Here is a 17,418-nt window from a genome sequence, read left to right as displayed (position 1 = left end):
GGTTGTGACGATAATTCATTTCTGCCCTTATCAAACGGGCGCGTTGCCTTTGGGAGAATTTGCCTATGTCTGATCTTGTTGATTTTGGTTTTGGAACACAAATCCGCAAATCTCCTTATTTCGACGCTACGGTGAAATGGGGTGCCAAGGCATTTTCGGTATATAATCATATGTATATTCCACGTGATTTTGGCGACCCTGAGCAAAATTTCTGGAATCTGGTCAATCATGCGATTTTATGTGATGTCGCAGTTGAACGTCAGGTTCAGGTCACTGGCCCCGATGCTGCAAAATTTGTTCAATATCTAACCCCGCGCGACCTCAGCAAAATGGCGGTTGGTCAATGTAAATATGCGCTTATCACCAATGCCGAAGGTGGTATTTTGAACGACCCAATCATTTTGCGGCTGGAAGAAAATAAATTCTGGATCTCGCTTGCTGATAGCGATGTTCTTTTCTGGGCGCAGGGTGTTGCGGTTCATGCTGGGTTTGATGTTCATATTTGTGAGCCTGATGCCTCGCCGGTTCAGCTTCAGGGGCCGCGATCAATGGATATCATGAAGGCGCTATTTGGCGAAGATATTGCCTATCTTAAATATTACTGGCTTCGCCATCTAACGCTTGATGGTATGGAACTTGTGGTGTCTCGAACCGGATGGTCAAGCGAGCTTGGTTATGAAATCTATCTTCAAGATGGCACGCGCGGTACCGAATTATGGGATCGGATCATGGCTGCTGGAAAAGAATTCGGCCTAAAGCCCGGTCACACATCGAGCATTCGACGGATCGAAGGCGGCATGCTGTCCTATCATGCTGATATGGATATCAATACCAACCCGTTCGAGTTGGGGCTTGACCGGCTGGTTGCGCTTGATGAAGCGCACGATTTTGTTGGCAAATCGGCGTTGCTGGCCATTCGTGAGAGGGGCGTGTCACGCAAACAGGCTGGATTGATCTTGCATGGGGCACCATTGACCGCGCCAAACACTACCTTCTGGCCAGTGATGAAAGACGGCAAAGCGATCGGCAAAGTAACGTCAGCTGTCTATTCGCCGCGGCTTGAGCAGAACATCGCGCTTGCCATGATCGATTATCAAGATTACGCGTTGGGTGCGCAATTTGATGTCGAGGCCGCGCAGGGTCTATGCAAAGCCGATCTGGTTGAAATGCCATTCTATGATCCAAAGAAAAATATCGCCAAAAGCTAGTGCCAGCCTCTATGATTATGCGTCACGGGCAAGGTTATGCCTTGCCAGTCGCAACCGGACGCAATCATGTCCAGACGTAATCATGGGATCTATTTACCGTAAGGCATAGAGGGCGAAATATGGGAAGAAAAATCAGACGTGTTGTCACCGGCCATGATGAAAATGGGGTGGCAACGGTGATCATGGATGCCGATGCTGACTGTATTTTACAGCGTCCCAATCGCCCTGGCGTGACCTTGACCAATTTATGGCAGAACACCAAAACCCCGGCGGCAATGGAACGGCATGACGATCCGGTGACCGGCCCGCTGATTCTGCATCCACCTAAAAATGGTTCGGTTTTTCGTATTGTCCAGTTTGATCCGGAAAATCCTGACGAGTTGGCCAAGCTTGATGGCAAAGCGGCATTTTCGGAAATGGGCGCTGGTGCGAATATTGTCGAAGGCGCGCGCCATCCTTTTATGCACCGCACTGACAGTCTGGATTATGCGGTGGTTTTGACCGGCGAAATTTACATGATGATGGATGAAGACGAATATCTGGTCAAAGCTGGTGATGTGATCATTCAGCAGGGCACTAACCATGCTTGGTCGAACCGTGGCACCGAACCTTGCCAGATTGCCTTTATCTTGATTGATGCCAAAAAGGACTAGCCAGTGACAAGGCCGGCTGTTTGCTTTGCCAGTCTAGTTGGGGCTGGTGATATTTTTCATCACGCCAAGAAACTGTGCCACTTCAGCGGTGCTGTTATAATGGCACATTGACACCCGAATGCAGCTATCAAGGCCAAGTGGATCAAGAACATTTCCGGAATAATGATCGGCTTTGCGAAGGTGGGTTCTGACCCCTTCGCTGTTCAGGCGGGCGACAACATCTTTTGAATCGATGCCATCAACATAAATTGAAACCAGCCCTTCACGCGCCGGATTGTCAACGCCGCCAATGATATGAACATGCGCCATTTCAGCAAGGCCGGGCAAATTGCCAGTGCCGTGGATCATGGCATCGGTTAGCACCTGTTCGTGATCATGGATGGCATTGCCAGCGGCTTCAAAACGGGTGCGTTGATAATCGCTGTCACAAACTTGACTGCCAAGCCATTCAATATAGTCAACAACATCAGACATGGTGGCATAGGCACCGGTATCGCGCGTGCCAAGTTCCCAATTTTCGGCTGGCCCACCAACAAGACTGTCATGCGGCAGCGCAGCCATACGCTCGGAAATCCATGCAAGGCCATAGCCATGCCGTGAAAACATTTTATAAGGCGAAATGACATAGCCATCGACATCATAGGCGCTGATATCAATCTGCCCATGGGCGGCATGCTGGATACCGTCAACAATGATAAAACAATCAGGGCTAACGGCGCGGATCGTTTTGGCAATGGCGGCTACATCCATACCCATGCCGGTGACGGGTGATGTGTGCAAAATCGTGGCAACGTGTGTGTCTTTTGAAATATGGCTTGCATAGGCATCAGCCGTGACAAGTCCTTTGGCATCATCATGCGTGATTAGAACATGTTCCTTGCCGCTAATTGGCGCCCAGCGCGCGCAGGCGCTTCTGGTTGCCGGATGTTCGATTGTCGAGCCAAGCACAACCCCGTCTTTTGCCGTGCCAAGACAGGCATTCATCACCAGTCGGAAAATCAGTTCAGTGCCGCTTTCGCCAACAAAAAACTGCCCCTTTGGCGCATTCATAAAAGCGCGCAAATCTTGTTTGGCCTTGTTGATGACGCGAACCAGCTCATGCGAGCCCGGATTGTCACGACCCTGATTATCGGGGATCGCCGCATATTTTGCCGATGTGTCAACGATCTTGCTAAGCGTCAGGGCACCGCCCGCATTTTCAAAGAAAACGCGTGGCCCTTGAACCGGACAGCGATCAATCTGGGCAAATTGGCCGCGAATATTTTCAAGAAGATCAGCAGAAATTTTGGTCATGACAGATTGCTTTCAAAACAGAAGATGAAACAGATTTAACCACAGAAAACCAGAAGGTAAAGGCGAATTTGATTGGGTGACTGGACAAGCTGACACAATCTTGGCGATGGCAATGCCAGATCAATTGAAAGTTTTTATGCGTTAGTGCTAATATCCGGCCATGCAGCCCAAAGTGATCATTGTCTGGTTCAAACGTGACCTTCGTGTGTTTGACCATGCGCCACTTGCCAATGCGGTGCATGACGCCGATTTCGTTTTGCCGCTTTTTGTTGTCGAGCCGGATTATTGGCGATTGCCAACATCATCAAGGCGGCATTGGTGTTTTGTGAATGACTGTCTTCACGAGCTGGATGCCAGCCTCGCAGCGCTTGGGCAGCGGTTGATTTTACGCATTGGCGAGATGACTGACGTGCTGGATGAGCTGTCGCGCCATGTGCAAATTCAGGCGATCTATGCGCATGAAGAAACCGGTGATGCGTGGACCTATGCGCGTGATCGAAAAGTGCATGCCTATTGCCAGCGGGCAGACATACCATTCCGGGAATCACCGGCAAATGGCGTTGTTCGACGGTTGAAAAACCGGAATGATTGGGCGGCGACGCGCCATCAGCGCATGCAGGCAAGCCGGATTCCACGACCTGCCAGCCTGCCAGCCTTGCCCTTGCTGCAAAGCGAACCGATCCCGCAAAAAGATAACCCGCTTTTTGGGGCGGCTCTTGACCAATTATCCGCAAGTGGAAAAACCGCTATCCAGCCGCATGTACAAACCGGCGGGCGTAAAGCGGCCATTGCCTTGCTTACTTCATTTCTGCAGGACCGAAGTCAATTCTATATCAAGAATCTTGCCTCGCCATCACAAGGGCCAGATACATCGATGCGATTATCGCCGCATCTGGCATGGGGAACAATGTCATCGCGTGAGGTTGAGGCCAGCATCCGCAATTACCTAGCTAATCCGGAAAATGATATCACGCCGGCCAAACGCCGTGGTTGCCGTGCGGTGATGTCGCGGTTGGCTTGGCGCTGCCATTTCATGCAAAAGCTTGAAGATCAGCCAGATATTGAATGGGCCGCGATGCACCCGCTTTATGAATCGGTTCGTGATGATACGGATCAAGATGCCGGTCGCAAAGCGGCCTATCTGGCCGCATGGAAAATGGGACAAACCGGCTATCCGATGATTGATGCCTGCATGCGTTCGCTAATTCATCAAGGCTGGATCACTTTTCGGATGCGGGCGATGCTGGTCAGTTTTGCCAGCTATCATCTATGGCTCGATTGGCGGTTAACCGCGCCCTATTTGGCGCAATTATTTACTGATTATGAAGCTGGCATTCATTACAGCCAGTTTCAGATGCAGTCGGGAGTGACCGGCATCAACACAATCCGGATCTATAATCCGGTCAAACAATCAATTGATCATGATCCTGATGGGCAATTTATCCGCCGATGGGTGCCTGAACTGGCGGATTTGCCTTCACAATGGATTCACCAACCGCAGGCCATGCCACCGGTTGAGGCCGCGGCGATTGGCTGGGTCATTGGACGTGATTATCCGTTGCCCATTGTCGAGAATGCGGCGGCCATGCGCGAGGCGCGTGACCGCATTTATGCCGTCCGGAAAAGCGATCAATTCAAGGCGATGGCGCGTGCGGTCTATCAAAAATTAGGAAGCCGCAAACCGGCGCCAAAAAGGCCACACCGTAAAATAAGTGATGCGCAACCCCGCCTGATTTAACCACCGCATTGATTAGATGATTATCGCCAGATAGGGGCGTCATCAATATGGTTTTGCGCCTCGTCAAGCATTTGAACAACAGCTCCGTCAAGTGCGCGCGCAAAGGCCATTGCTGCACGCGATAGCGGGCGGCGCTTTGGTGTGATAATCGAAAATTGATAGGTGATCTTTGGTGCGAATCGGCGAAAGGCAATGTTGTTGTTACTCGACCATAGGCGGCGTTGAAACCATGTGCTTGATGCGCTAAAGACGCCAAAGCCCGCACCTGAACCGATGATTTCATATTGGGCTGCTACATTTTGCATCTGGAACTTTGGATCGAAATCCACACCAGCGTTGTTGAAGGCTGCTTTGAGCTCCTTGGCAATATGATGTTCGGGCAAAAAGCTGGCGCACGGGCGACCTGCCAGGTCTGCTGGCTCGATCACTGATTTTGCCAAAAGTGGGTCCCCATTTGGTAAGGCGCAAATACAATCAACTTCAAAGCCTCGACAGTGGATTAAATCATTTTCCTTGCTGCGCTCGGCAAGCCCAACATCGAATTGTTGGGTTTCTAGGCTGGAGATAACTTCAGATGATCCTTGAACCGCAACTTGAAAATTGGCTTTTGGGTATTTTTTTGAAAATTTGGCGATAATGGCTGGCAGGAAATGGTCACCAAAAAGAGGCATCGAACTGACATTTATTTTTGTCGGTGTTGCCTCGCCACCTGATTTTAATAATTGTTTTAGATCGTCAACTTGCTCCAGAATTTCATTAGCCCTGTCGAGCAGAAAAAAAGTTTCAGGAACGGGAATTAAACGCCCCTTTTGACGCTCAAATAGCTGGCAATTCATGCTTCTTTCAAGCTCTTTGACGGTTGCGCTCAAGGCCGGTTGGGTGCGCCCTAATTGCCGCGCTGCGGCAGAAATTGAACCGGTCTTCATAATTTCGCGAATGACGGTCATTTGCCATAAACTAATCATTTAGTGCCTTTTGTTTTTTGCTTGATATCATACGATAGCCCATAAGAATTTTTTATGGAATTAGAATAATTTATAATTTGTCTTAATGGAAATTCTCGCTCTAAGGTAATATACGGTTTCATGCTAAATGATGCCGAATATTTGGCAAATGGGGGAATGCCTGATCTAGTTATGAACTATTTAGGTCAAGGCCCTTTCCTTTATTTGTTTGGCGAAGCGTTTGGCTAAAAAGCTTGCAAAGACATTTGGCCGCAACTGCTTCACTGATTGACGTAAACATAGTGGAGGAACCCATGAAATATTTAGGCAAACTATTTGCAACAGCTTTGGTTTCATTGCTTGCAATGGGCAATGTAGCCCAGGCGCAGGACATGACATTTTTTAGAATTGGTACTGGTGGAGCTGGTGGAACTTATTTTCCAATTGGCGGTTTGATTGCTAACGCGATCTCAAGCCCTCCAGGTGCCCGCTCGTGCGAAAAAGGTGGAACCTGTGGTGTGCCAGGACTGATTGCAATTGCGGTATCAACAAACGCGTCGGTATTCAATATGAATGCTGTCCAGGCAGGCAATCTTGAAGCTGGTCTTGCTGGTGGGCAAAGTGTTGCTCAAGGTTATGAGGGAACAGGAAAATTTAAAGGCGACAAGAAAGACAAAGTCCGGATCATCGCTAATCTTTATCCTGAAGATATGCACCTGGTCCTTCCAAAAGGAACGAAGATGAATAGCCTCAAGGATCTTGAAGGCAAGAGCGTTGGAGTCGCATCAGCTGGTTCTGGAACTCAAGTTTCTGTCAAAATGATTTTGAAGCATTATGGCATCTCAGTGAAAGAAAACGAATTGGGACTTAATCAAAGCGCCCAGAGGCTTGCTGATGGTCAGCTTGATGCATTTTTCTATGCTGGAGGCACACCGTTTGCTGCGTTGATCCAACTTGGATCACAAAAAGGATTTGAGCTTTATAATTTCTCAGCCTCGGAGCGGAAAGAAATCAATAAAATCATCCCTTATTATGTAGAGTCAAAAATCCCTGCCGGAACGTATGAGACAATCGGCTACGACGTTGCAACAGTTGCGGTCAATGGCCAACTTGTAACATCTATTGATCAGCCAACTGAGCTGATCTACGGCATTACAAAAGCATTGTGGAGCAAAAAAACACGTAGTTTGCTTGATAAAGGGCATTCTAAAGGTAAGGCAATCCAGTTAGAGACTGCGCTGAAAGGCGTTCTCATTCCAGTTCATCCTGGTGCTGAGAAGTTTTACAAAGAACAAGGTATGATGAAGTAAAAATCATATTGTTGAAGTTGCAGAGGCCCCTAGGAAGGGTGTTTCTGCAACTTTTTTTAATTTTTTTTATAAAAAATCTTTAAGGAAATTTTAATGGCTGAACTGGACATCAAGAAAGCGGAAGAGCTGGAGAAAAAATACGACTCTGGGCTGCAAACACGTGTCATTGGGCCATATTTGGTGAAGTTTACTTATTATTTTTCAATATTGTTTGCCGCTTATCATTATGTCACAGCGGGGATTGGAGTGCCCATTGATTACTGGCATATGGGCTCGCACATGGCTGGCGTCATGGTTCTGGTTTTTATTGGATTTCCTGCCTTTCGCGGTAAACAAGCGGGTCAATTGCGCCCCAATAGTTGGTGGATATACGGCAATGTGCCCATTTGGGACTGGCTCTTGATTGTTGCCGGTGTCGCAGCAGCATACTACGTGGGTGTAACATGGTATGAGATTGATTTTGAATTTTTAGGTGGCAGGTTTCAGCTTTCTGATCAAGTGATGCGTCAAGGAAATCCTGCTACAATTGACGTTGTTTTTGGCACAATTCTGATTGTGGTTTTGCTTGAAGCTGTGCGAAGGACACTCGGTATCATTGTGCCTATCATTATTGGTATGTTTATAGTCTATGCCGTATTCGGCATGTACATGCCGTTTCAAATTCTAAAACACCCGGGCGTTAATTGGGAACTTTTCATCAACAACATGTATTTCCCTGAGGAGGGTATCTTTGGAGTAACGCTGTGGATTGTTTCGACAGTTGTGTTTCATTTTGTGCTCTTTGGAATTCTTGCGCAAAGGATGGGGCTTGGACAGTTCTTTGTTGACGTTGCGACAGTTGCTGCAGGGCGCTACACAGGCGGTTTGGCAAAGGTTAGTGTGGTTTCTTCAGCTTTTTTTGGAACAATTTCGGGATCGTCGATCGCAAATACTGTTTCCACAGGCTCTTTGACAATTCCAAACATGAAGCGGATGGGATATCCGGGGCATCTTGCGGGTGGTGTTGAAGCTGCTTCTAGTGCGGGTGGCCAGATTACGCCGCCAATAATGGGTGCCGCTGCATTTGTGATGGCAGAATTCCTTGGTGTTCCATACACGACTATTATTTTGGCAGCGCTGGTTCCGGCTGCGATGCATTATATTGGCGTAATGTCGATTGTTCACTTCAAGGCTAAACGTCTCGGCTTGAAAGGTATGCCTGTTTCTGAAATTCCAAAATTATGGGATGTGGTTAGACGGGGGTGGCCAACTGCCATCCCTTTGGCTGTACTGATCTACGTTTTATTCAGTGGCTACTCACCTCACATGGCGGCGTTTTGGGGTATCACGACTGCCTTGGTGGTTGGCTTTATCAACCCAATGCATCGTATCGGTTTGAAAGACGTAATGGATGGCTGTGTAACTGGGGTGAAATATGCCCTTGCTGTTGGCGCTGTATGTTCAGCGATTGGTATTGTTGTTGGTGTAGTAAATACAACAGGCCTTGGTTTCAGACTTGGCTTCATGGTCGCAGAAGTGGCAGTGAACTTTGGCGAGGCAGCGTTGCCGCTAATAGCCTGGATCCCGCTGGCGGATTTTAGTCTGCAGGATCTAACACTGTTTATTTCACTCATTATGATAGCAATCACGTGCATCTTTATGGGTGCTGGATTGCCTACAACGGCGCTCTATATAATGTTGGCAACAGTAGCGCAGCCGGCCCTGGGGAACCTCGGTGTGCCACCACTAGCATCACATTTGTTTGTGCTTTACTACGGTGTTATTTCAGAAATTACACCACCAGTTTGTGCATCTGCTTATGCGGCGGCTGGCATTGCAGGCGCAAATCCGTTTAAAACAGGGCTATCAGCGTTCTCTTTGGGTATTGGCAAGCTGTTGGTGCCGATGGTGTTTGTGTACTCACCAGCCTTGCTAATAGTTCTTGATGATTATTTCACTTGGGCTGAGTTTATTCAAACCGCAACTACTTGTGCGCTCGGTGTATTCATGCTGTCTGCATCAGTCGCTGGGTATTTTCTGGTATTCATGAATGGCCCCAGCCGAGTGATGTTTGCGCTCGCAGGATTGCTTCTGGTGTCGCCTAGTACAACCGCAATGTTGTACGCGCTTTTGCTCGCATCCCCGGTGTTTGCTCATCAGATTTACGAACGTTATTTGAATAAAGGGCGCCCAAGAATGGAGCTTTGATGCATCCTGTTTCAAGCAGCACAAAAAAGGCTTATCAATGGGGTGATGGCGGTATCGGCTGGCCACTTGTCGATACCACTGGCTTGCTTGTGATTGAAGAAACGTTGGCACCTGGCTGCAGCGAAAAATATCATTATCACAACCAGGTAGAGCAATGTTTCTATATGCTAACGGGTCGCGCGGTGATGCAAATTGCTAATGGCCAGACTGTCGGGCTTGACGCAGGTATGGCCCTGCATATCCCATCCAAAACCCGTCATGCAATTGTTAATCAGACAGACGAAAAAATCCGCTTTCTGGTGATATCGGCGCCATCATCACGCGGTGATCGGCATGAAGTGGTACAGGACAAATGAGGCTGCCGGAAAGCAAGATTGATGTTGCTGTTATTGGGGCCGGCATTATTGGCGTTTGTACCGCGCTTGAACTTGCTGAACGCGGCATGAAGGTTACGATTTTTGATCCTGCGCCGGTATGTAGCAAAACCAGCTATGGCAATGCTGGTGTTATCTCGCCTTGGACTTGTGTCCCGCAATCGATGCCGGGCTTGTGGAAACAGGTTCCACGCTGGTTGATCGACCCCGAAGGACCTGTTTCGATCCGCCTTGGGCATCTACCAAGGTTAATGCCGTGGGTCTTGCGGTTCCTTGCTGCAGGACGGCCGGAACGGCTTGATCCAGTTGCCGATGGTCTTTTCCGTTTGAGCAGGGGTAGTGTTGCCGCCTATAAAAAGCGGCTTGCCGGAACCGGACAAGAACATCTTGTTCGCGACTCAATGTATGTTCATGTCTACCGAAATCCAAAAGCGGCGTCGCTTGACCATCTTGGATGGCAATTGCGCCAAGCGCGTCAGGTGCCAATCGAACTGATTGACAAGCACGCCTTGCAAGAAATCGAACCTCATATTGCCGATGATTTTGAGGCTGCCATTCTGATCAAACAGCAGGGGCGTGCAAGTGACCCTGCGGGGATTGGTATTGCGTTGGCGGAAAAGGCATTGGCAAAAGGCGCAAATCACATTCAAACAAAGGTTAATGAAATCCATCCCGATCAGGGTAGCGGTTGCCAGCTTGTCACTGATCAAGGTGTGTTTACGGCAAAAAAGATCGTGATGGCAGCAGGCGTTTGGTCATGTCAGTTGCTGGCGCGATTTGGCATTAAGCTACCGCTGGAGGCTGAGCGTGGTTATCACCTGGTGTTACGCAATCCGGGCATTACGATTAATCATTCGGTTATGGATGCTGACCAAAAATATGTTGCCAGCTTGATGCAGTCCGGTGTCAGGGTTGCTGGTACGGCTGAATTTGCTGGTCTTGAAGCTGCGCCAAATTATGCGCGCGCGCGGCGATTTGCCGATCAGGCCAAAAAGCTTTTCCCGCAGTTAAACTGCGCTGATCCAGATGAATGGATGGGGTCACGCCCCAGCTTTCCCGACAGCCTTCCCTGTCTTGGCGCGATCCCGGGTGTCAAGAATATCATCGCTGCTTTTGGACATTCGCATTATGGATTGGGCATGGCGCCAGGTACCAGCGAGATAATTGCCGATTATATCACTAAAAATATAGATCATGAAACGCTGTTACCCTATAGCATCATGCGGTTCCAATGACCGAAATCACAAAATCCAACTTTGATGCCATTATCGCTGGTGGCGGTTTGATTGGCCTTGCGATCGGTTACGGGTTGTCGCGCCGTGGCTTTTCAGTACTGTTGCTTGACGCTGAAGATACCGCCTTGCGGGCGGCGCGTGGTAATTTTGGGCTGGTCTGGGTGCAGGGCAAGGGTGCCTATTTTCCTCCCTATGCCGATTGGACAATGAGATCATCTGAACTATGGCCAAAGCTGGCTGGAGAATTGCTAGAAACTGGGGGCCCAGCATTAGGTCTTCATCAAGAAGGCGGTCTTAGCATATGCCTTAGCGAGGCCGAGATGCAGCAAAGATATGAAAAGCTGGATCATCTTCGCGCACATCAAAATGGTCGGTTTAAGTTTGAGATGCTTGATCGTACCGCGCTGAAAGAGATCATGCCCGGTATTGGCCCCAAAGTTGTTGGGGCGGCCTATTGTCCACATGATGGGCATGTAAATCCGCTTTATCTGATGCGGGCATTGCAAAACGGTCTGAACAGAAATGGTGGTGTTTGTCTTGCCAATGCCGCGGTTCGCAGCATTGATAAAATAGGAAATAGCATCCGCGTTGGTACAGCAAAAGGTGATTTTGAATGTCAAAGGATTGTCCTTGCGGCGGGGCTTGCCAATGCTGAGCTTGCCCCGATGGTTGGTCTGCAGCAATCGCTAAAGCCGCAAAAGGGGCAGATTATTGTGACTGAAAAGCTTGATCAGCAAATGGCATTGCCTAGTTTGCTTTTGCGGCAAACCGATGAAGGCGGGTTGATGATTGGCGACAGCCATGAGGATACCGGATTTGAAACCAGCGTTCGCCCCAATATTGTTAGCGGAATTGCCGATCGTGCGCTGGCGACCTTGCCAGCCTTGGCTGATGTTGGGGTTGTTCGAAGCTGGGCCGCGCTCCGAGTGATGTCAAAAGACGGCTATCCTATTTATGATCAATCTGAAGCCATGCCCGGTGCCTTTGCCATATCTTGCCATAGCGGTGTAACATTATCGGCAGCACATGCGTTTGATCTTGCGGGCTATATTGCCGAGGCCAGTTTAGGTCAAGAGCTTGATGGATTTTCCCAGAGGCGGTTCAATGTTTAAATCGACAATGCCGGAAAATGGTAGGATTGTTCATCTTCAGTTTGACGGTGAAGCGATAACCGCTTTTGATGGTGATAATCTTGCTGCAGCATTATTGCGTGCTGGCAAGGTTCAATTCCGCACTGCCGCAAAAAATGATCCGCGTGGCCCTTATTGCATGATGGGTGTTTGTTTTGAATGTCTTGTCGAAATTGATGGCAGGCCTAATCAGCAGGCATGCCAGATGACCGTTCACGATGGCATGATTATTCAGCGTCAAAATGCGCCTGACAGCGCTGGCAAGGCATCAGGATAGAAGATGGCAAATCAACATTTTCAGATTGTTATCATTGGCGCTGGCCCTGCAGGCATGGCGGCGGCCTTGACAACAACCAAGGCCGGTCTCGAGACGATTGTCATTGATGACCAGAAAGATAGCGGCGGTCAGGTTTACCGGAATTTGCAGGCCAATCAGGAAACATCACCTGCCTATCTTGGTCAAAGCTATTATGACGGCGCCAAGCTTGCCCAAAGCTTTGCCGATTGTGGTGCTGTTTATCGGCCCGATTGTACGGTTTGGCAAATTACTGATATGCATGAAGTAGCGCTTGTCTCGCGTGGAAAAGCCGAATTGATTACCGCCGATTACATCATCATTGCCACCGGTGCAATTGAGCGCCCAATGCCGGTTAAGGGCTGGACATTGCCTGGCGTGATGAGCGTTGGTGGGGCGCAAACTTTGTTAAAACAAGCAGCGCTTGGGGCTGATGATGCGGTATTTGTTGGGTCTGGCCCGCTTCTATATCTAACCGCATGGCAATATATCAAAGCGGGGCTTGTGGTTCGGGCTGTTATTGACATTACCGGTGGCAAACAATGGCGATCGGCGATTCCATACGCCCCTTTGGCATTACTGCAACCCGATATGCTGGTGATGGGGCGGAAATGGCTTAGTGATATCCGCCGTAACACCGAGGTAATCACCAAGGTAAGCGCGATTGAAATCATCGGCCAGTCGCAGGCTCAAGGCGTGTCTTGTACCATGTCATCAGGCGATAAAATTGATATCGACGCCAACCATATATTTTTGCATCAGGGCGTTGTGCCGAATGTTAATCTGACAATGGCAACCGGGCTCGCGCATCAATGGGATCATCAGGCGCATTGCTGGCGGCCGGTCATTGATGTCACGGGAAAATCGTCTGATGAGCAGATTTATATTGCTGGCGATGGCGGCGGTATTGGCGGTGCCAAGGCAGCCGCAATTGCTGGGCGATTGGCGGCAAGCGCGATTGTTGCCCGCTGTGGCAAGCCGCGTTTTCTAGCGCAGCTATATTATAAATTGCGGCATCTTCATTATCTGAGTATTCGCCCATTTCTTGACCGGCTCTATTTGCCATCTGCAGATTTCCGGTTGGCGCAGACTGACGAGACAATCATCTGTCGTTGCGAGGCGGTTAGCAAAGCCGGTGTCAATGCGGCTCTTGCTAGCGGTGCCAGCGGCCCAAACCAGCTAAAAGCCTTTTGCCGCGCGGGGATGGGGCGGTGTCAGGGGCGCGGTTGCGGCTTGGTCGTTCAGGAAATGATTGCGTACCATACTGGTCAATCAATGGCTGAAACCGGCTATTACCGGCTTCGTCCGCCGGTAAAGCCAATTACCCTTGCCGCGCTTGCCAGCCTCGAGGGACCATGGCCAGACTGACTGGAACGGCTGCGACGCGGCCTGTTGTCATTATTGGCGCGGGCATCCAAGGCTGTGCGGCAGCGTTTTTTTTGAGTCAGCGCGGCCAGCCTGTCATTGTTCTGGAAAAAGATCATGTCGGACGTCATGCGTCAGGGGTGAATGCTGGCGGGGTTCGCCGTCTTGGGCGTGATATCGCGGAAATCCCCCTATCAGTTGCGTCAATGGATTGGTGGAACCAGATTGATCAATTGCTTGACATCGATAGGGGGTTTCACCGGCAATTTTATGTCAAGGTTGCGCTTGATGATGCTGGGGCTGATCTTGCGTCTCGGCGTATACAACAATTACATAGTGCCGGATTCCAACATGAAACATGGGTTGATTGTGACCAACTGCTTTGCCGTATTCCGCATCTGACAAAATCGGTTCTTGGCGGCGTTCTGGTTGAGGGCGATGGATGGGCCTTGCCGTGGAAAATCACGCGCGCCTTTCATGATAAGGCGGCGGCACTTGGTGCCGAATTCCGAACCCCAGTGACGGTTACATCAATCGATAAATCGGGAGAACATTGGCAGGTGACAACCGATGCTGGCATGATCGAAACTGATATTGTGATCAATTGTGCTGGTGCTTGGGGGACACAAATTGCCAAAATGACCGGTGATGTTTTACCAATCGAGGCGTATGCGCCAATGCTTGTGATTACCGATCGCCAGCCGATGTTTCTGCAATCTGTTGTCGGGGTCATAGGTGGCACTTTGTCATTTAAACAGCTTGATAACGGGTCGATGGTTATTGGCGGTGGCAAGCGCGGTGTTGCAGATGCGGCGCGTAATTTAACGCAAATCATTCCGGCCGGATTGAGCAGTTTTGTGATGACTGCGGGGCGCGTCTTTCCGCATTTGCGCGATGTTGCCATTTTACGAGCATGGGCTGGAATCGAGGGTTATACAAAAGATAATTTGCCGATTATTGGCAATGGCAGCCAAGCAGGCATAATTCATGGTTTTGGGTTTTCAGCGCATGGTTTTCAGCTTGGCCCTGCAGTTGGTGAAGCTTTGGCAGATCTGGCGATGGCGCGGCAAACGCGGGTGAACCTGACGCCGTTTTCACCACACCGTTTCGTCGTATCGCCGGATCAAGCCGCCGGCCATTAGGCGTAAAAGAGGCGTTATAATGCTTGGTGGAATAGACCTAGGTTATTTTGACGTTGTTTTGAATTTATCCTGAATCGCATAAAGCCCCATTGCCAGTGGCAGAAACCATGGATCGCCCGAATAAAACGGCATTGTGCGAAAGGGAACGCCCTGAAATACGCTTGCCTGAAACGCGCTTTCATCAAGATCAGCAAGCACCATATGCGCTGCCTTCTGACCTAGCCAGCGCGCCCAAACCGTTCCCGAACCGCAATAACCCGATGGGTAAATAACCCCATCATGAACCGCTAATTTTGGCAGCTGGTCAAACGGAAAGGCAACAAAACCGAACCAGTGATTTGTGATGGCGATATCGGCAAGCTCGGGAAAGATTGACGTCAATCCCTCGACCAGCCTTTTGCGCGCCTTGACCGGATTAGGGCTCATGCGGCGTCCTCCTAGCAAGATGCGTTTTCCATCGGATGAGGGCCGGTAATAATGTCCCAGCTGCAAGGCCTCGCCATACATATTTAATCCGGGCATCAAGCTTCGAACCATGTTTTCGCCAAGCTCTTCAGTGGCGATCATTTCGGAAATCACCGGAACGAGGCGGCGGCGCAGCCATGGCTGGCCGGCATCTGTATAGGCATTTGTCGCACTAATAACATGACCGGCACGAATGATGCCGCGGCTGGTCTCAATGCGAAATTCGGGGGTGGGTGATGATGTGTTTTGCTGGCTTACTGCAATCACTTTTGTCTGGGTTGCGATTTTGACCGAAGCTTGGCACGCAATCTGGCACATGCCAGCCAATAATTTCGCTGGATGGATGCCACCAATATCGTCGCGCATCATGCCGCCGCAATAGCGCGATGTATCAATATAATCAGGAAGGCTGGCGCGATCATAAACCGTTGCCTCAATATCAAGCAATTTGGTCAGCCTTTCAGCATCACGTTTCATGCTGTCAAGCGATTCTGGACGCAGGGCACCAACCAGACGTCCACATTGCTGTAGGTCGCAATCAACCTTTTCGTTGATGATGAATTGCGCTAGATCAGCTCGTGCCGCTTTGGCTTCTTGGTAAAAAGCTATGGCTTTTTCTGCCCCAAATCTTTTGGCCAGATCGTCAAAAGACAGCCGCAAATTGCCGCTGGTAATGCCGCCATTACGCGTCGAGGCACCCGACCCAATCTGATCGCGTTCAAGAACCACAACATCAAGCCCGGCGCGGGCAAGCGGGATGGCCGCGCCAAATCCAGTATAGCCGCCGCCAATGATCACCACATCAGCACGGTCTGGCCATTGCGCAATGTGGAAATCTTGCGGCGGTGCGGCCTTCCACCAATAGGGATCAGCAGAAATGCCGGTCATGAATGTTATCCTTTATCAAGACATGTCGTGGAGCGCGTTTCGCGAAGCTACTTATCAGAATTATGCTAGACCGAAATGTGGAAATGAAAAGCCTGCTTTTTCTGAGAATGTTATTCTTTATGATTTTCTATCGGATTATGCTTAGCTAATCTTCAAAAAAGCTGTGGCCGGTGGTGCTGTAACGCATTGCTGTCCATGTTTTGCCATTGCCAAACCGCCTGCTAGGACAAAGCATCATATCATCATGACGATTGAAATTCCCAAAACCAACCCGCCCGCCGCAAACAGCTTTGTGAATCTTCCTGTTGTTACCGATTGGCAAGATTTGCAAGCCGAGGCGGTGATCTTTGGCGTTCCGCATGGCAAGCCCTATCTTGCCGATCAATTTCCGAATGACCAATCGACCGCCCCCGCCGCCTTGCGTAAGGCAAGCCCGCGGATTCTGCTTGATGGTCAATCGCTTGATGCCGATTTTCAGCGCGCTGTCTGTTTGGATGATTTCACGATTGTCGATGGCGGCGATATTCCGCTTGAAGGGGGTGACGTTCAGCAGCATTACAACGCCGCCGAAAATGCCGTTCGCTTTGCTGTTCAACGCGGCATTATGCCGATAAGCATTGGCGGTGATGATGGTGTTACCAACCCGGTGATTAGGGGGCTTGATGGCTTGTCAGATGTCACCTTGATTCAAATTGATGCGCATTTGGATTGGCGCGATGAACGCTATGGCATTCATGATGGCTATTCCAGCCCAATGCGCCGCGCCGCCGAACAGGATCATATCACCGCCATTCACCAGATTGGCATCCGCTCATTTGGCAGCGCAAAACAGCCGGAAATAGATCTGGCGCGAAGATGGGGTGCCAAGATTCATCTGGCACAAGATATTTATCGTCATGGCATGGCACCAGTGATTGCGGCGCTGCCATCATCGGGCAGGTTTTTTGTGACATTGGATGTTGACGGGCTTGATCCATCGGTGATGCCCGGAACGGTTGCGCTCGCGCCAGGCGGGCTGATGTGGTGGCATATTATCGAACTGCTCGAGGCGTTGGCGGCAAAAGGACAGATTTTGGGGTTGAATCTGGTCGAACTGGCACCAAAAAATGATCTGAACCAGATTTCAATGATTGGCGCGGGCCGGTTGATTCTCAAGCTGATCATGCTTCAATTGATGCGGCACTAGCGGCA

General features: G+C 49.8%; 15 protein-coding genes. 12 read left to right on the top strand and 3 right to left on the bottom strand.

All coding sequences use genetic code 11. From position 1 onward, the window contains the following. Positions 1 to 65: 65 nt before the first annotated feature. A complete protein-coding gene (locus ABXT40_RS09415; protein WP_443645351.1) occupies positions 66 to 1,208 on the top strand; it encodes a glycine cleavage T C-terminal barrel domain-containing protein in 1,143 nt (380 codons plus the stop codon). A 119-nt stretch (positions 1,209 to 1,327) separates the two neighbouring features. Beyond that, positions 1,328 to 1,861, top strand: a complete 534-nt coding sequence (locus tag ABXT40_RS09410; RefSeq protein ID WP_443645350.1) for a cupin domain-containing protein — start codon at positions 1,328 to 1,330, stop codon at positions 1,859 to 1,861. A 33-nt stretch (positions 1,862 to 1,894) separates the two neighbouring features. Here the strand turns inward: ABXT40_RS09410 and ABXT40_RS09405 are convergent, their stop codons facing one another. Next, a complete protein-coding gene (locus tag ABXT40_RS09405) occupies positions 1,895 to 3,154 on the bottom strand; it encodes an aminotransferase class V-fold PLP-dependent enzyme (RefSeq protein WP_443645349.1) in 1,260 nt (419 codons plus the stop codon). 160 nt (positions 3,155 to 3,314) lie between these two features. Between ABXT40_RS09405 and ABXT40_RS09400 the strand changes: the two genes are divergently transcribed. Then, a complete protein-coding gene (locus tag ABXT40_RS09400; RefSeq protein ID WP_443645348.1) occupies positions 3,315 to 4,892 on the top strand; it encodes an FAD-binding domain-containing protein in 1,578 nt (525 codons plus the stop codon). 20 nt (positions 4,893 to 4,912) lie between these two features. On the opposite strand, the gene ABXT40_RS09395 is transcribed toward ABXT40_RS09400, so the two are convergent. Beyond that, positions 4,913 to 5,857, bottom strand: a complete 945-nt coding sequence (locus tag ABXT40_RS09395; RefSeq protein ID WP_443645347.1) for a LysR family transcriptional regulator — start codon at positions 5,855 to 5,857, stop codon at positions 4,913 to 4,915. A 293-nt stretch (positions 5,858 to 6,150) separates the two neighbouring features. Between ABXT40_RS09395 and ABXT40_RS09390 the strand changes: the two genes are divergently transcribed. The 8 genes from ABXT40_RS09390 to ABXT40_RS09355 all read left to right on the top strand — a co-directional run bounded on the left by ABXT40_RS09390 (position 6,151) and on the right by ABXT40_RS09355 (position 14,874). Next, positions 6,151 to 7,146 (top strand): TAXI family TRAP transporter solute-binding subunit, encoded by a 996-nt coding sequence (locus ABXT40_RS09390; RefSeq protein WP_443645346.1) that lies wholly within the window; start codon positions 6,151 to 6,153, stop codon positions 7,144 to 7,146. A 93-nt stretch (positions 7,147 to 7,239) separates the two neighbouring features. Then, positions 7,240 to 9,333 carry a TRAP transporter permease gene (locus tag ABXT40_RS09385; RefSeq protein WP_443645345.1) on the top strand — a complete coding sequence of 698 codons (2,094 nt, stop codon included), beginning with the start codon at positions 7,240 to 7,242 and terminating at the stop codon, positions 9,331 to 9,333. Further along, entirely contained in the window at positions 9,333 to 9,689 is a 357-nt protein-coding gene (locus ABXT40_RS09380) for a cupin domain-containing protein (RefSeq protein ID WP_443645344.1), read from the top strand. The genes ABXT40_RS09385 and ABXT40_RS09380 overlap by 1 nt, the downstream gene beginning before the upstream one ends. Next, positions 9,686 to 10,942 (top strand): NAD(P)/FAD-dependent oxidoreductase, encoded by a 1,257-nt coding sequence (locus ABXT40_RS09375; RefSeq protein WP_443645343.1) that lies wholly within the window; start codon positions 9,686 to 9,688, stop codon positions 10,940 to 10,942. Before ABXT40_RS09380 ends, ABXT40_RS09375 begins: the two co-directional genes overlap by 4 nt. Further along, on the top strand, positions 10,939 to 12,054 hold the full coding sequence (locus ABXT40_RS09370; protein WP_443645342.1) for an NAD(P)/FAD-dependent oxidoreductase: 1,116 nt from the start codon (positions 10,939 to 10,941) through the stop codon (positions 12,052 to 12,054). The genes ABXT40_RS09375 and ABXT40_RS09370 overlap by 4 nt, the downstream gene beginning before the upstream one ends. Next, positions 12,047 to 12,349 carry a (2Fe-2S)-binding protein gene (locus ABXT40_RS09365; RefSeq protein WP_443645341.1) on the top strand — a complete coding sequence of 101 codons (303 nt, stop codon included), beginning with the start codon at positions 12,047 to 12,049 and terminating at the stop codon, positions 12,347 to 12,349. The genes ABXT40_RS09370 and ABXT40_RS09365 overlap by 8 nt, the downstream gene beginning before the upstream one ends. A gap of 3 nt (positions 12,350 to 12,352) precedes the next feature. After that, positions 12,353 to 13,735: an FAD/NAD(P)-dependent oxidoreductase gene (locus tag ABXT40_RS09360; RefSeq protein ID WP_443645340.1), complete on the top strand. Its 1,383-nt coding sequence runs from the start codon at positions 12,353 to 12,355 to the stop codon at positions 13,733 to 13,735. After that, positions 13,723 to 14,874 carry an NAD(P)/FAD-dependent oxidoreductase gene (locus ABXT40_RS09355; protein ID WP_443645339.1) on the top strand — a complete coding sequence of 384 codons (1,152 nt, stop codon included), beginning with the start codon at positions 13,723 to 13,725 and terminating at the stop codon, positions 14,872 to 14,874. Before ABXT40_RS09360 ends, ABXT40_RS09355 begins: the two co-directional genes overlap by 13 nt. 42 nt (positions 14,875 to 14,916) lie before the next feature. Here ABXT40_RS09355 and ABXT40_RS09350 read toward each other — a convergent pair whose 3' ends face one another. Then, on the bottom strand, positions 14,917 to 16,227 hold the full coding sequence (locus tag ABXT40_RS09350; RefSeq protein ID WP_443645338.1) for an NAD(P)/FAD-dependent oxidoreductase: 1,311 nt from the start codon (positions 16,225 to 16,227) through the stop codon (positions 14,917 to 14,919). Positions 16,228 to 16,471: 244 nt separating this feature from the next. Between ABXT40_RS09350 and ABXT40_RS09345 the strand changes: the two genes are divergently transcribed. Beyond that, positions 16,472 to 17,413 (top strand): arginase family protein, encoded by a 942-nt coding sequence (locus ABXT40_RS09345; protein ID WP_443645337.1) that lies wholly within the window; start codon positions 16,472 to 16,474, stop codon positions 17,411 to 17,413. Positions 17,414 to 17,418: the final 5 nt, after the last annotated feature.

Origin of the sequence: Candidatus Ponderosibacter sp. Uisw_141_02 (assembly GCF_048087665.1) — a bacterium.
In the GTDB taxonomy this organism is placed as follows: Bacteria; Pseudomonadota; Alphaproteobacteria; order Puniceispirillales; family Puniceispirillaceae; genus UBA3439.
This window is presented reverse-complemented; position numbering and strand designations above follow the sequence as displayed.

Bases quoted from the DNA above. Each gene is read 5' to 3' on its own strand.
- ABXT40_RS09415 (WP_443645351.1), top strand. From the start codon at position 66: ATGTCTGATCTTGTTGATTTTGGTTTTGGAACACAAATCCGCAAATCT.
- ABXT40_RS09410 (WP_443645350.1), top strand. From the start codon at position 1,328: ATGGGAAGAAAAATCAGACGTGTTGTCACCGGCCATGATGAAAATGGG.
- ABXT40_RS09405 (WP_443645349.1), bottom strand. From the start codon at position 3,154: ATGACCAAAATTTCTGCTGATCTTCTTGAAAATATTCGCGGCCAATTT.
- ABXT40_RS09400 (WP_443645348.1), top strand. From the start codon at position 3,315: ATGCAGCCCAAAGTGATCATTGTCTGGTTCAAACGTGACCTTCGTGTG.
- ABXT40_RS09395 (WP_443645347.1), bottom strand. From the start codon at position 5,857: ATGATTAGTTTATGGCAAATGACCGTCATTCGCGAAATTATGAAGACC.
- ABXT40_RS09390 (WP_443645346.1), top strand. From the start codon at position 6,151: ATGAAATATTTAGGCAAACTATTTGCAACAGCTTTGGTTTCATTGCTT.
- ABXT40_RS09385 (WP_443645345.1), top strand. From the start codon at position 7,240: ATGGCTGAACTGGACATCAAGAAAGCGGAAGAGCTGGAGAAAAAATAC.
- ABXT40_RS09380 (WP_443645344.1), top strand. From the start codon at position 9,333: ATGCATCCTGTTTCAAGCAGCACAAAAAAGGCTTATCAATGGGGTGAT.
- ABXT40_RS09375 (WP_443645343.1), top strand. From the start codon at position 9,686: ATGAGGCTGCCGGAAAGCAAGATTGATGTTGCTGTTATTGGGGCCGGC.
- ABXT40_RS09370 (WP_443645342.1), top strand. From the start codon at position 10,939: ATGACCGAAATCACAAAATCCAACTTTGATGCCATTATCGCTGGTGGC.
- ABXT40_RS09365 (WP_443645341.1), top strand. From the start codon at position 12,047: ATGTTTAAATCGACAATGCCGGAAAATGGTAGGATTGTTCATCTTCAG.
- ABXT40_RS09360 (WP_443645340.1), top strand. From the start codon at position 12,353: ATGGCAAATCAACATTTTCAGATTGTTATCATTGGCGCTGGCCCTGCA.
- ABXT40_RS09355 (WP_443645339.1), top strand. From the start codon at position 13,723: ATGGCCAGACTGACTGGAACGGCTGCGACGCGGCCTGTTGTCATTATT.
- ABXT40_RS09350 (WP_443645338.1), bottom strand. From the start codon at position 16,227: ATGACCGGCATTTCTGCTGATCCCTATTGGTGGAAGGCCGCACCGCCG.
- ABXT40_RS09345 (WP_443645337.1), top strand. From the start codon at position 16,472: ATGACGATTGAAATTCCCAAAACCAACCCGCCCGCCGCAAACAGCTTT.